Annotated in this window: 13 protein-coding genes; 7 read left to right on the forward strand and 6 right to left on the reverse strand. The window is 66.6% G+C overall.

The annotated features are described in order from the left end of the window. Positions 1–83 precede the first annotated feature (83 nt). Together AC1RGE_RS02205 and AC1RGE_RS02210 are read right to left on the reverse strand one after the other, a co-directional pair. Positions 84–794 (reverse strand): FadR/GntR family transcriptional regulator, encoded by a 711-nt coding sequence (locus AC1RGE_RS02205; RefSeq protein WP_011060731.1) that lies wholly within the window; start codon positions 792–794, stop codon positions 84–86. A 111-nt stretch (positions 795–905) separates the two neighbouring features. Next, positions 906–1,433: a GNAT family N-acetyltransferase gene (locus tag AC1RGE_RS02210; protein WP_011060732.1), complete on the reverse strand. Its 528-nt coding sequence runs from the start codon at positions 1,431–1,433 to the stop codon at positions 906–908. A gap of 124 nt (positions 1,434–1,557) precedes the next feature. On the opposite strand from AC1RGE_RS02210, the gene AC1RGE_RS02215 reads away from it, so the two are divergent. Then, the gene (locus tag AC1RGE_RS02215; protein ID WP_492583186.1) at positions 1,558–2,451 is read left to right on the forward strand and encodes a LysR family transcriptional regulator; all 894 of its coding nucleotides are present in this window, start codon (positions 1,558–1,560) and stop codon (positions 2,449–2,451) included. Between the two features lie 4 nt (positions 2,452–2,455). Here AC1RGE_RS02215 and AC1RGE_RS02220 read toward each other — a convergent pair whose 3' ends face one another. After that, positions 2,456–3,070, reverse strand: coding sequence for a LysE family translocator (locus tag AC1RGE_RS02220; RefSeq protein ID WP_183000451.1), 615 nt, complete (start codon positions 3,068–3,070; stop codon positions 2,456–2,458). Between the two features lie 123 nt (positions 3,071–3,193). Then, positions 3,194–4,063, reverse strand: a complete 870-nt coding sequence (locus AC1RGE_RS02225) for a LysR family transcriptional regulator (RefSeq protein ID WP_077933882.1) — start codon at positions 4,061–4,063, stop codon at positions 3,194–3,196. Between the two features lie 137 nt (positions 4,064–4,200). Between AC1RGE_RS02225 and AC1RGE_RS02230 the strand changes: the two genes are divergently transcribed. The 5 genes from AC1RGE_RS02230 to AC1RGE_RS02250 all read left to right on the forward strand — a co-directional run bounded on the left by AC1RGE_RS02230 (position 4,201) and on the right by AC1RGE_RS02250 (position 9,120). Beyond that, positions 4,201–5,259, forward strand: coding sequence for an agmatine deiminase family protein (locus AC1RGE_RS02230; protein ID WP_492583188.1), 1,059 nt, complete (start codon positions 4,201–4,203; stop codon positions 5,257–5,259). Continuing rightward, the gene (aguB, locus tag AC1RGE_RS02235; RefSeq protein ID WP_492583190.1) at positions 5,256–6,164 is read left to right on the forward strand and encodes an N-carbamoylputrescine amidase; all 909 of its coding nucleotides are present in this window, start codon (positions 5,256–5,258) and stop codon (positions 6,162–6,164) included. The genes AC1RGE_RS02230 and aguB overlap by 4 nt, the downstream gene beginning before the upstream one ends. A gap of 43 nt (positions 6,165–6,207) precedes the next feature. Then, positions 6,208–7,287, forward strand: a complete 1,080-nt coding sequence (locus AC1RGE_RS02240) for an extracellular solute-binding protein (protein WP_492584236.1) — start codon at positions 6,208–6,210, stop codon at positions 7,285–7,287. 126 nt (positions 7,288–7,413) lie between these two features. Next, on the forward strand, positions 7,414–8,532 hold the full coding sequence (locus tag AC1RGE_RS02245; protein WP_492583192.1) for an agmatine deiminase family protein: 1,119 nt from the start codon (positions 7,414–7,416) through the stop codon (positions 8,530–8,532). 129 nt (positions 8,533–8,661) lie between these two features. Beyond that, positions 8,662–9,120, forward strand: a complete 459-nt coding sequence (locus AC1RGE_RS02250) for a GNAT family N-acetyltransferase (RefSeq protein ID WP_492583194.1) — start codon at positions 8,662–8,664, stop codon at positions 9,118–9,120. 55 nt (positions 9,121–9,175) lie between these two features. Here the strand turns inward: AC1RGE_RS02250 and AC1RGE_RS02255 are convergent, their stop codons facing one another. Together AC1RGE_RS02255 and AC1RGE_RS02260 are read right to left on the reverse strand one after the other, a co-directional pair. Continuing rightward, positions 9,176–10,117, reverse strand: coding sequence for a class I SAM-dependent methyltransferase (locus AC1RGE_RS02255; protein WP_463588289.1), 942 nt, complete (start codon positions 10,115–10,117; stop codon positions 9,176–9,178). 242 nt (positions 10,118–10,359) lie between these two features. After that, positions 10,360–11,295: an ankyrin repeat domain-containing protein gene (locus AC1RGE_RS02260; protein WP_401334490.1), complete on the reverse strand. Its 936-nt coding sequence runs from the start codon at positions 11,293–11,295 to the stop codon at positions 10,360–10,362. A gap of 284 nt (positions 11,296–11,579) precedes the next feature. Between AC1RGE_RS02260 and acuI the strand changes: the two genes are divergently transcribed. Next, complete coding sequence (gene acuI / locus AC1RGE_RS02265; RefSeq protein WP_011060738.1) at positions 11,580–12,563, forward strand: acrylyl-CoA reductase (NADPH); 984 nt, start codon at positions 11,580–11,582, stop codon at positions 12,561–12,563. Positions 12,564–12,614 lie beyond the last annotated feature (51 nt).

Consider the following 12,614-nt stretch of genomic DNA (forward strand, 5'->3'; position numbering starts at 1 on the left):
GGTCTGGTTATCAGGTTGTCAGACTAACTAATCCGACAAAAAACCGCAGGCCGTGGCATGCGGCTTGAAGCATGAAGCTGGGGTCAATCGATAGTCGGCAGTTCCAGGCCCAGGCGCTTGGCCGAAGCCCGCAAGTGGGCGTCGGCGCAACCGGCGGCGGCCTGGCGGTCGCCAGCGGCAATCGCCTGGTACAGCGCCTGGTGTTCCTGGGTGGCATCGGCGGAACCGCCCACCATGCGCAGCGCCGAGTTCTCCCAGGCGGCCTTGCGGGCGCTGGTCAGCTGGCTGCGCAGAAAATCATGGAAGGCCACGAAATAGTCGTTCTTGCTGGCCTCGGCGATGGCCCGGTGGAACTCCACGTCGGCCAGCCCCGCGGCTTCGAAATCACTGCGCTTGTCGTGCATTTCCTGCAACGCGCCCTGCATCCGTTGCAGGTCGGCGGCGTCGCGGCGCTGGGCGGCGATCGACGCGGCCTGGGTTTCGATCCACAAACGCATCTCGAACATCTGCGCCAGATCCGGCAGGCGGCCATCGCCCTGGGGGAAGCGGAACACGGTGCCGGCCGGGGTCTTGGAAATGTACGAACCCAGGCCACGCCGGGCGATCAGTACGCCGTCGGCCTTGAGCTGGGCGATGGCCTCGCGAATCACCGAGCGGCTGACGTTCAACTGCTCGGCCAGTTGCTGCTCGGTCGGCAGGCGCGATTCGGGGGCCAGGCGGCCGGAGTCGATCTCGGTGCGGATCGCATTGACCACGCGCACAACGAGAGAGTCGGGTCGCTGGAGTTCAAGCATGGGTGGGTAAAACCTTGGTAGTCAGGTTGTCAGACAATAGCCGTTGGGAATTTTCGCTGTCAAGAAAAACCCACGCCAGTCAGGCGTAGGCGGGGTCGCGCAAACGCGCACTCAGGCCGTCAGGGGGCAGCTGAAAATCAGGTCGTCGAAGTCTTCGCCACCCCTGCGGAAGGCCCCTTCGTCACGTTGCTGGAAGACGAAACCGCATCGCTCCAGAACCTGGCAGGACGCAGCATTGCCGTCGGTGACCGTGGCCACCAGGCGCTTGATCCCCAGGCTGTGGCGGGCGTACTGCATCAGCGTGCGCAGGGATTCCGTGGCCAGGCCCTTGCCTTGATGACCGGGGGCCAGCAGGTAGCCGACCTCGGCTTCGGCGCTGGGCCGGTCGCTGACTCGCAGGCCGGTGAAGCCCAGCTCCTCGCCGCTGTGGCGATCGCGGATCACCAGACACAGCCAGTGGTCGCAATCCATGTCCCAATGGGGCAGGCGCGAGGTGAAACGCTCCTCGATCTGCATCCGGGAGAGCGGATCGCAGACATAGCGCAGGTTTTCCGGGTCGCTGTGCAGGGCCAGGAACAGCTCCCAGTCATGGGCGTTCAGGGGGCGCAGGTTAAGGCGAGGGGTGTGCAGTTCCAGCATGGGGGGCTCCCGATCCGTGGGCAGGAAAGATTTTGGGCACTTTACAGGAGAAAAGTCTGACCGCTGCGCTGCTTATTTCGCATAAGATCCCGGGCCTGGGTTTTCAGGGATAGGGCAGGTAAGCGTGAACTGGGACGATTTGCGGTTTTTCATTGCCGTCGCCAATGCCAGCAACATCACCGACGCCGGGCAGGCGCTGAAGGTGTCGGCCTCGACGGTCTCGCGCAAGATCCTGGTGCTGGAGCAGGCCTTGAGCAGCGTGCTGTTCCTCAAGACCACCCAGGGCTATTTCCTCACCGAAGCCGGCCAGGCCCTGCTGCCCATGGCCCTGGAGATCGAGGAGCGCTTGCGCCTGATGGAACGCCAGTTGTCCCGGCCAGGCGCGCGCATGGCCGGGGTGGTGCGCATCGAATGCCCGGAGTTGATGGGCAGCCACCTGATCATTCCCGCACTGGCGCAGTTTCGCTTGCAGCACCCGCAGATCAGCTTCGATTTCGTCAATGCGGCGCGCTCGGTCAAGCTCACCCAGAGCCACAGCGACCTGCTGCTGCGCCTGCAACGGCCGGAAGCCGGCAACTTCACCCTGCGCCGGGTCGGCGAGTTGACCCAGGCGCTGTTCTGTTCCCCAGGTTATGCCGCGGCCCATGGCTGCCCCGAGAAGCCTTCGCAGCTGCGCCAGCATTCGCTGATCGGCTGGAACCAGACCCTGGCCCACATGCCCCTGGCCCGCTGGCTGGACCAGCTCAGCGGTGATCAGCCGTTGTGGATGCGCACCGGCAACCTGGAGGCGCAGCTCAAGGCGGTGCAGGCGGGCCTGGGGATTGCCGCCTTGCCGGCCTATATCGCAGAACCCCTGGGCCTGCACCGGGTGTTGCCCCAGGCTCCGGCCCACCGCGCGGATATCTGGCTGCTGCGCAACCTGGCGACCCAGGGCCAGGAGCGGGTCGAGCGGGTGGCGGAATTTCTCTGCGATCTGCTGGCGCGCCAGGGCTTGCAGAGTGAGGGCAAGGCCGGCTGACGCGCTAGGCGCCACGCAGCAACAGCCATCCGGCCACCGCCATCAGCAGCAAGCCGAACAGCGCATTCTGCGCCAGCAGCAGGCGCGGGCGGTCGCGCATCAGCCGCTGCAGGCTTGAGCCCAGGCTGGCCCACAGCAGGTGGCCGAACAGGTTCACCGCGATCAGCGCGGCGCTGAGCGCCAGCACCACGGCAGTGCCCGCATCGGCGCCCGGGCTGAAGGTGGAGAACATGACCAGCAGCATCACCAGACCCTGCACGTTGCCCAGTTGCAGCATCACGCCATCACGAAACTGCAGGGCTTCACTCTGCTCGCCAGGCTTGCGCAACGGCCGCAGCAGCAGGCGCAGGCCCAGCCAGAAAATGTACAGGCTGCCCGCTACCCGCAGGCCCCAGAGCAACCCTGGATACGCCGCCAGGCTGTGATACAGCCCCAGCCCCACCAGTAACGCCAGGAGCAGGTAGGTCAGGTCCAGCCCGCAGATGAAGCGCAGGGAACGCCGCACGCCGCTGCGGGCGCCGGAGCTGGCCACCATCAGGTTGCCGGGGCCGGCGCTCAGGGCCATGGGCAGCATGGTGGACAGCCACAGCGGCCAGTTGATGTCGTGGATCGGGGGCACGGGCGGCTCCTGGAAGGCAGTGCGGATTGCACTGGCGCCAGCTTAAGGCGCCGCCACGCGTGGGGTTAGGGGCAGGAATGGAAAGCGGTTTTGCATCGCTCCAGTCCTTGCCGGGCGGGCGCCTCAAGCTTCGGCCGAACCCTGCAGCGCAGCCTGTAGCCACTGCGAGAAACTGCGGGTCAGCGGGCTGCTTTCACTGTCGCGGTGAATCAGCCAGGCCCAGGTCGGGCCGCGCACGCTCTGTTCGCACAAAGGGCTCAGCAAGCCCTGGCTCCGGGCCTGCTGGCTCAGAAGCTGGCTGACCAGGGCAATGCCGTGGCCGGCGCAGGCGGCGTCCAGCAGCAGGCCCGGGTCGGAAAAGTTCAGGCCGTTGCTGCGTTGACCAATGTCGCTGCCGCCTTCCACCAGCCAGTGGCTCCAGTCCATTTCCCGCTCGCCATGCAAGGTGGTGCGCAGTGCTTCGGGTTGCGCCAGCACGCTGGGGTGGCAGGCGGGGTAGAGGCGGTCGCTGTACAGCTCCAGGTAGCTGCATTCGGCCTGGGCGCTGAGGTCGTCGCGCAAGGTCAGGTCGATGGTCTGGGTGCTCATGTCCGGTGGCTCGAAGCTGGTGAACAGCCACAGGTCCACCTCCGGGTGCAGGCGATGGAATTCCCCCAGCCGCGGCAACAGCCAGTGGCGGGCAAAGGCCGGGCTGGTATTGACCACCAGCTGGTTGGGCTTGCGGTACTGCTCCAGGCGGCGGATGCCCACCGCCAGTTGCTGCAATAGCGACTGGGTGGTGCTGCGCAGGTCGTGCCCGGCGTCGGTGAGGGTCACACTGCGGCCGCTGCGATGGAACAGCGGCTGTTCGAGGAAGGTTTCCAGGCTGCGGATCTGCTGGCTGATGGCCGATTGGGTGAGGTGCAGTTCCTGCGCCGCCTGGTGAAAACTGCCCAGGCGCGCGGCGGCTTCGAAGCCTCGCAGGGCATTCAGGGGTGGCCAGTGTTTGAGCATGATTGATAAGTCTGGCTGATCAGGTGTGCGCTAAATCTATCGTTTGTTGGCGGTTTTTCAAAGCCATAGCATGGGCGCTGTGTTTCAACCTTGTTGGTTGATTGATAAAAAAACCTTACTTGAGAGGTGCAGGGCCCATGCAAGGCAATGACAGGCAGGACAGTGGCTGGCGGATGCCCGCCGAGTGGGCGCCCCACGCGGCGACCTGGATGGTCTGGCCCCACAACCGGGGGTTGTGGGAGTCGGTATGGGGCGTGACCCTGGCCGAGGTGCAGGCAGACTTCGCCCGGGTGGCCAATGCCATCGCCGGTTTCGAACCGGTGAAACTGGTGGTCGATCCCTCTGCCCTGGACAGTGCCCGACGCCTGTGTGGCGCCAATGTCGAGCTGGTCCCCCAGGCGGTGGACGACAGCTGGTGCCGGGATTCCGGCCCGAGTTTCATCTGCCATCCGCAGCTGGGGCTGGCCGGGGTCAGTTGGCGCTTCAACGCCTGGGGCGGCAAGTCCGAGCACAGCCTGGACCGCAGCCTGGCCCGGCGCCTGTTGGACCAACTGGGGCTGCCTTGCTTCGGCACGCCCCTGGCCAACGAAGGCGGGGCCATCCATGTGGACGGCGAGGGCACCCTGATCACCACCGAATCGGTGCTGCTCAACCCCAACCGCAATCCGGGCCTGGGCAAGGCCGAGACCGAGACGATCTTCCAGCGCCTACTGGGTGTGCAGAAGATCATCTGGCTGCCGGGGGACCCGGACCACGTGACCGGGGACATGACCGACGGCCATGTCGACGGGGTCTGCGCCTTTGCCCGCCCCGGGGTGCTGCTGGTGGATGCCACCCATGACCGGGGCTCGGTGTACGCCGAAGTGGTGCGCGAGAACCGTCGTGCCCTGGAGCTGGCGCGGGATGCCCGCGGGCGTGCCTTCGAGCTGATCGAGCTGTTCGAGGCCAGCGCCGCGGTGGACCACCGGGCCGAGGTGTTCTGCGCCTCCTACACCAACTTCTACCTGGCCAATGGCGCGGTGATCATGCCGGCCTACGGCATCGCCGCCGACCAGCAAGCGGCCCAGGTGCTGGCCCGAGCCTTCCCCGACCGGCAAGTGGTGCCGGTGCGGATCAACCATCTGGCCCACGGCGGTGGTGGCGTGCACTGCATCACCCAGCAGCAACCCCAATGGCCAACGAGGGCGCAGGCATGAACCCATTGATCGTCGCGACCACCCAGATGCCCTGCACCTGGGACCTGCCGGGCAACCTCGACCGCGCCGAACAGCTGGTGCGCGAAGCGGCAGCCCGGGGCGCCCAGGTGATCCTCCTGCAAGAGCTGTTCGCCACGCCGTACTTCTGCATCGAACAGCAGCACCGGCACCTGGCCCTGGCCGAGGAATACCCCGCGAGCCGGGTGCTCCAGCGTTTCGCCGCCCTGGCCCGGGAGCTGGGTGTGGTGCTGCCCCTGAGCTGGTTCGAAAGGGCCGGTACGGCCTATTTCAATTCCCTGAGCGTCGCCGATGCCGACGGCCGCTTGTTGGGGGTGTACCGCAAGACCCACATTCCCAACGCCGTGGGTTATCAGGAGAAGGAGTACTTCAGCCCCGGCGACACCGGTTTCAAGGTCTGGGACAGCGCTTTCGGCCGCCTGGGCATCGGCATCTGCTGGGACCAGTGGTTCCCAGAGACCGCCCGCTGCCTGGCGCTGCAAGGCGCCGAGGTCTTGCTGTTTCCCACCGCCATCGGCAGCGAACCGGGCAGCGCCGGGCTGGACTCCCGGGATCACTGGCAGATGACCATGCGCGGGCACGCGGCGGCCAATCTGCTGCCGGTAGTGGCAGCCAACCGGGTCGGCCGTGAAGTGGCGACCGGTGACCTGGCGCTGCACATGGATTTCTACGGCTCATCGTTCATCTGCGACCACAAGGGCCGGCTGCTGGCCGAGGCCGATCGTGACAGCACAGGGGTCTTGCTGCAGCGCCTGGACCTGGCCGCCATGGCCGAGGAGCGTCGCACCTGGGGCGTCTTCCGCGACCGTCGCCCGGAGATGTACGGGCCGCTGCTGAGCCTGGACGGCCAACACCTTCACCCACGCTGGAACCCCCGGGAGGCATGACATGCAGACCACAGGCAAACGCTGGAAACGCCGCTGCGCGGGCATGCTGGCCCTGACCCTGGTAGCGCTCCAGGCCCAGGCCGCACCCGAGGACAAGACCCTGCGCCTGTACAACTGGGCCGACTACTTCGCCGCCGATACCCTGGCGCGCTTCACCGCCGAAACCGGGATCAGGGTGATCTACGACGTGATGGAGGGCAGCGAAGTGCTGGAAGCCAAGCTGATGACCGGCGGCAGTGGCTACGACCTGATCTTTCCCGGTGACACCGTGGCCGAGCGCCTGATGCGCGCCGGCAGCCTGCAGACCCTGGATCCGGCCCGGCTGACCGGCCAGGACGATATCGAGCCCGGTCTGCAGAAGCTGCGCGCCCAGTACCCCGGGGCCCGCCAGGCCACGGTGCCCTACACCTGGGGCACCATCGGCCTGACCTACAACGCCCGGCAGATTGCCGAGCGCCTGCCCGATGCCCCGGTCAACAGCCTGGACCTGTTGTTCAAGCCGGAGCTGGCGGCGCGCTTCGCCGATTGCGGAATTTCCCTGATCGACTCGCCGGACGAGGTGCTGGCGGTGGCGCTCCACTACCTGGGGCGCGACCCGCGCAGCGCCCGGCCCGAGGATCTGCGGGCCGCCGGCGAGCTGCTGGGCAAGCTGCGGCCCTATATCCGCAAGTTCCAGTCGCAGCCGGTGACCGACCTGGTCAATGGCAACCTGTGCCTGTCCCTGGGCTACAGCGGCGACATGACCCAGGCCCAGCGCGCCGCCGACGCCGCGGGCAAAGCGGTCGAGTTCCAGTACCGCATTCCCCGGGAAGGCACCACGGTGTGGATGGACACCATGGCGATCCCCAAGGATGCGCGGCACCCGGAATATGCCTATGCCTTCATCAACTTCGTGACCCGACCAGAGAACATGGCGGCCATCAGCAACTTCACCGGCTACCCCACGGCCAATGCCCGGGCGCGGCCAAGTGTCGACCCGCAGATGGGCAACAACCCGGATATCTACCCGGATGCCGCCACCTTCGAACGCTTGATTCCCGGCCGCGACATTCCCCAGGCCGATATGCGGGCTCGAATGCGCACCTGGACCCAGTTCAAGACGGCCACCGCTGCCCGCCACTGACCGTGCGCCATGCGCTTGGCCGGCAAACCGGCTCCTACACTCCCGGGTGGGAACCGGCTTGTCGGCGAGGGCCCGCGCCGCGCCCCGAACCTTTTCATGCAACCCCTTGGACAAGAGAACCGCCCCATGCCCACCCGACGTCAACTGATCAAACAGGCCTCGTTGCTGGCCGCTGTCGCCGCCATGCCTGCCCTTGGCCTGGGGCCGCGCAGTGCCCGGGCCGCGGAGCAGGGCCACTGGTCCCTGCCCGATGAAGGCGACCACCAGCAGCGGGCCTTCATGGCCTTTGGTGCCCAGGAGGCCATCTGGGAAGACTTTACCGGCGACGTGCAACAGGCCCAGGGGCGGATCGCCCGGGCAATTGCCGCCTATCAGCCCCTGACCCTGTTCTGCCGGGCAGAGGAGCGCGGCCTGGCCGAGCAGTTGTGCGGCTCGCACAACATCACCTTTGTCAGCACCGAACTGGACGACATCTGGATGCGCGACATCGGTGCCAACTTTGTCGTCGATGGGGAAGGCGGATTGGGCGCGGTGGACTTCAACTTCAATGGCTGGGGCAACAAACAGCGCCACGCCAGGGACGCCCGGCTGGCGCGGCAGATGGCCGACGCTGCAGGCGCCCGTTATCTGCGCAGCGAACTGGTGGGCGAGGGCGGCGGCATTGAAGTGGACGGCCACGGCACCGGGATCATGACCCAAAGCAGCTGGATCAACGGCAACCGCAACCCGGGCTGGAGCCGGGCCGAGGTCGAAGAGGAACTCAAGGCTTGCCTCGGCCTGCGCAAGATCATCTGGCTGCCGGGGATCAAGGGCCGGGACATCACCGATGCCCATGTCGACTTCTATGCGCGTTTCGTCAGGCCGGGGGTGGTGGTGGCCAACCTCGACAACGATCCCGACTCCTATGATCACTCGGTAACCCTCGAGCACCTGGAGATCCTGCGAGCCGCCAGTGACGCCGATGGTCGCAAGCTGCAGGTGCATACCTTGTCGCCGCCGATGAATCCCCGGCAGAACCGCTTCAGCCGGGGCAACCCGGACTTCGCCGCCGGCTACATCAACTATTTCGTGATCAATGGGGCGGTGATCTCACCGCAGTTCGGTGACCGGCAGGCCGACGCCAAGGCCCATAGCCTGCTCGCCAGCCTGTACCCCGGACGGCAGGTGATCCAGCTGGATATCGACGCTATCGCCGCAGGGGGCGGCGGCATTCACTGCGTGACCCATCAGCAGCCCGGGCTGTGAGGGGTTGGGCAAAGTGGTCTGTTACAGATGGCAGAATTGGCCTGATAAAATCCGCCACTCACGCACTAACCTGCGCACTCTTCAATAACCGGGGCTGATCCCGGTGTGGATGATCAAGAGGAGCGCGTAATGAGCGATCAACAACCTGCGGTGGCGGTACGGGCGATTCAGCCTGGGGATTACCAGCAATGGCTGCCGCTGTGGCTGGCCTATCAGGATTTCTATCAGGTGACGCTGAGCGAAGAGGTCAGTCGCCGCACGTTCGAGCGTTTCCTCGATTCGCGGGAACCGATGTATTCGGCGGTGGCGGTGCAGGGCGATGAAGTCATCGGCTTCGTCAACCTGGTGTTGCACCGTTCGACCTGGGCCGTCGGCGACTTCTGCTACCTGGAAGACCTGTACGTGGCCCCGTCGATTCGCGGCAGCGGGGCGGGGAAACTGTTGATCGAGTGGGTGCAGGCCTTTGCCCGGCAACACCAGTGCGCTCGTTTGTACTGGCATACCCAGGAGAGCAACAAGCGGGCGCAACGGTTGTATGACTGGGTGGCGCACAAGCCGGGGGTGATCGAGTATCGGATGGAGTTGTAAGGGCCTGGCTGGATGCCCGTTGCTGCAGCAACGGCCACCCAGCCAGGATCAAGGCCTATGCCCCATGCCGAAATACCAGTGCCTTGAGCCCGCACTGCGGATCCGCATCCGGAAACTCCGGCGGGTTCTCCAGCCGCTGTTCAAAGCGCAACCCCGGCGCCGCTTCGGCCATCCCCTCCAGAAGAAAATCCACGCTAAACGCCGGATCATTCATGCACGCCAGTACGCAACCATCGGCCGTGAGCAACTCCGGCAGGCGCCGCAGCACCCGCGCATAGTCCTTGCCGAGGACAAAGCTGCCTTTCTGGAACGACGGCGGGTCGATGATCACCAGGTCATAGGGCCCGCCCTGCTTGACCTTGCTCCAAGACTTGAACAGGTCATGGCCGAGGAAACTCACCCGGCTGGTGTCGTGGCCGTTGAGCCGGTGGTTGTCGCGGCCGCGGCTCAAGGCCGCCCGGGACATGTCGAGGTTGACCACCCGCTCGGCGCCGCCGGCAATTGCCGCCACCGAGAAGCCGCAGGTATAGGCAAACAGGTTCAGGACATTCTTGCCCCGGGCATTGGCCCGCACCCAGTTGCGCCCGTAGCGCATGTCGAGGAACAGCCCGTTGTTCTGCTTGCTGCCCAGGTCCACCTGGTAGCGCAGGCCTTCCTCGGTGATGGTGCAACTGTCGATGGCCTCGCCCAGTAGCCACTCGCCACGGCTGTCGGGCAGGTAGCGGTGTTGCAGCATCAGGCTGCGGGCGCCGCTGGCCACCCATTGCGGGGTCGAGCCCAGCTCCGCCAGCAACTGCTGCAGGGCTTCGAGTTGCCCGGCTTCGGGTTCCTTGAACAAGGACACCAGCACTACCCCCTGCAGCCAGTCCACGGTCAGCTGTTCCAGCCCCGGCCAGCAGCGGCCGCGGCCATGGAACAGGCGCCGGGTTTCGCCGGGCGCGGCGGCCAGGGCGGTCAACAGGTGCTGGTTGAGGGTGGCGAGGGCGAGAGGGGTCATCAGCGGGGCCGGTCATTTTTTCGGGGCGGCATTTAACCACGGGCAGCAGCCCGCCCGCCAACCAGCAATTGCTGCTGGCTGGCGGCCGCCTGCTGTCGGGCCAGGGGCTTGTCGGCACGTGTTTCAACGCGGATCTGGACAGCGGTGGTGATGGCGGGCGACTGCACGCCAAGGGGCGACGAGCTCGAACCGTGCCGCACGTCGAGCAGGCTGCGCCCGTTCGCTCTTGCCCCTTGCCCCCGCTAGAGAATGGCGTTTGCCCATTTCTGGGTGCCGGCCAGGCGGCGCTTGACGCTGTCGATGCGCCATTGGCCGGCAACCCGCTTGACCACGAAGCGATGCTCGTAGCAAAGGGCCCGGGACGCCGGGTCGCGCACCAGCACTTCGGCCTGGGCGGGCTTGAGCAACTGGCAGCCCAGTAGCTCGTCGGCCTCGGCGTGGGTCGTGGGGTAACCATAGGAGGCTCGCGGATAGGCCCGCGGTCGCAGGGTACAAAAACGTTCGAGCAACTGTTGCGGTTCGGCCCAGAAGGCGGCGTCGAGCGCGTCGTGGCCCAGGGCATTGCCGCGCTGTTCCCAGGCGTACAAAGCCAGGGTATAGGCCCGCACCTGGGTGACCGGATCTGCGCTGCTGTCAGTGCCAGGCACCAGCGGCGGCCAGGGCAGGGAAGGGGCCGGTGCAGGTGCTGGCGGTGCCCCGGTACCGGCCTGCTCCAGCTGTTGCATGACCTGGGCATGGCCATTTTCTTCGGCCAGGGACCAGGCGTTGCGTTGCTGGAAATCCACGGGCGAGGGGTTGGCGCCGGCCTTGAGCAGCAAGGCCACCATTGCCTCGTGGCCAGCCTGGGCAGCGTTCATCAGGGCGGTGCGTTGCAGTTCGGGGCTGGCCTGTTCGAGCGCTGCGCCATGGGCGATCAGCAACTCGGCCAGGGCAGTGTCGCCGTGGCTGGCGGCCCAGGCCAGGGGGCTGTAGCCCAGGGCCTTGCACGGCTGCTGGACATTCGCGCCGCGCGCCAGCAGCAGCGCCACGGCCGGCCGGTGCCCGGCGATAGTGGCGGCCAGCAAGGCCGTGCGGCCGGTGCCCTTGTGCTGCCATTCAAGGTCCGCACCCGCATCCAGCAGGCGCTCGAGAGCAGCAAGGTCGCCGCGCGCGGCGGCTTTTTCCAGGAGATGGGACAAGGTCGGAAATCCGTTCGGTCAGGGGGCAGATGCCGCCGCATGGTAGCGCTCTGGGGCCAGGTTCTGCCACGCCCGGGCTACTCCACGCCCTGGTTCCGGCAGGCCGGGCGCGCTGGGCTGTACTGCGATACGCGACGCCGGCGTGGGCAGTGGGCTGTTTCGAGCGTCGCGGGTGGGGAGGGGAGGCTCATGGACGCCTTGCAGAGGCTTGCGTAGGATGGCGCGTTCGCGCTCTACGCCGTTGCAGCCAGCGCTGCAGCCTCCCTTGCCAACAGGAGTCCATGATGTTCAAGGCCATTGTGATCGACAAAGACACTGCAGGTTATCGCGCCCATCTGCGCGAGCTGGAGGAGGCGCAACTGCCTGAGGGCGATGTCACGGTCCGGGTGGCCTACAGCACCCTGAACTACAAGGACGGCCTGGCAATCACCGGCAAGAGCCCGGTGGTGCGGCAGTTTCCCATGGTCCCCGGTATCGACTTGGCAGGCACCGTCGAAGCCAGCAGCCATCCGCGCTTTCGCCCGGGTGAGCAGGTGCTGCTCAATGGCTGGGGCGTGGGCGAGAGCCACTGGGGCGGGCTGGCGCAGAAGGCCCGGTTGCAGGGCGACTGGCTGATCCACCTGCCTGAAGCCTTCAGTGCGCGCCAGGCCATGGCCATCGGCACCGCCGGCTACACCGCCATGCTCTGCCTGATCGCCCTGGAGCGCAGCGGCCTGACCCCCGAACACGGCGAGGTGCTGGTCACCGGTGCCAGCGGCGGGGTCGGCAGTTTTGCCATCAGCCTGCTGTCGCGCCTGGGCTACTCGGTGATCGCCGCCACCGGGCGTCCGGAGGAGGCCGACTACCTCAAGGCGCTGGGCGCCAGCCGCATCATCGAGCGCGCCGAGCTGTCCCAGCCGGGGCGTCCGCTGGCCAAGGAACGCTGGGCGGCGGCCATCGACTCGGTGGGCAGCCATACGCTGGCCAACGTCTGTGCCGGCACCGCCGCCGATGGCCTGGTGGCCGCCTGCGGGTTGGCCCAGGGCATGGATTTCCCGGCCTCGGTGGCGCCCTTCATCCTGCGTGGGGTGAGCCTCTTGGGGATCAACAGCGTGACCCGTCCCTATCACGAGCGGGTGCATGCCTGGGAACGCCTGGCCGCCGAGGTGGACCAGCAGCACCTGCAGCGGATCACCCGCGAAGTGGGCCTGGAAGAGGCCCTGACCGTCGCCCACGAGTTGCTTGAAGGCAAGGTTCGCGGGCGGGTGGTGGTCGACGTCAACCACTGATATAAACCCCGGGCCGCGCTGTCGGAACGCCGTGCGCGGCCTGGGTTGCTA

It is taken from the genome of Pseudomonas sp. GW823-FHT02C05 (genome assembly GCF_058797595.1).

Excerpts from the sequence above, each read along its gene's own strand:
- AC1RGE_RS02205 (WP_011060731.1), bottom strand. The coding sequence starts at position 794 with ATGCTTGAACTCCAGCGACCCGACTCTCTCGTTGTGCGCGTGGTCAAT.
- AC1RGE_RS02210 (WP_011060732.1), bottom strand. The coding sequence starts at position 1,433 with ATGCTGGAACTGCACACCCCTCGCCTTAACCTGCGCCCCCTGAACGCC.
- AC1RGE_RS02225 (WP_077933882.1), bottom strand. The coding sequence starts at position 4,063 with ATGCTCAAACACTGGCCACCCCTGAATGCCCTGCGAGGCTTCGAAGCC.
- AC1RGE_RS02230 (WP_492583188.1), top strand. The coding sequence starts at position 4,201 with ATGCAAGGCAATGACAGGCAGGACAGTGGCTGGCGGATGCCCGCCGAG.
- aguB (WP_492583190.1), top strand. The coding sequence starts at position 5,256 with ATGAACCCATTGATCGTCGCGACCACCCAGATGCCCTGCACCTGGGAC.
- AC1RGE_RS02240 (WP_492584236.1), top strand. The coding sequence starts at position 6,208 with ATGCTGGCCCTGACCCTGGTAGCGCTCCAGGCCCAGGCCGCACCCGAG.
- AC1RGE_RS02245 (WP_492583192.1), top strand. The coding sequence starts at position 7,414 with ATGCCCACCCGACGTCAACTGATCAAACAGGCCTCGTTGCTGGCCGCT.
- AC1RGE_RS02250 (WP_492583194.1), top strand. The coding sequence starts at position 8,662 with ATGAGCGATCAACAACCTGCGGTGGCGGTACGGGCGATTCAGCCTGGG.
- AC1RGE_RS02255 (WP_463588289.1), bottom strand. The coding sequence starts at position 10,117 with ATGACCCCTCTCGCCCTCGCCACCCTCAACCAGCACCTGTTGACCGCC.
- acuI (WP_011060738.1), top strand. The coding sequence starts at position 11,580 with ATGTTCAAGGCCATTGTGATCGACAAAGACACTGCAGGTTATCGCGCC.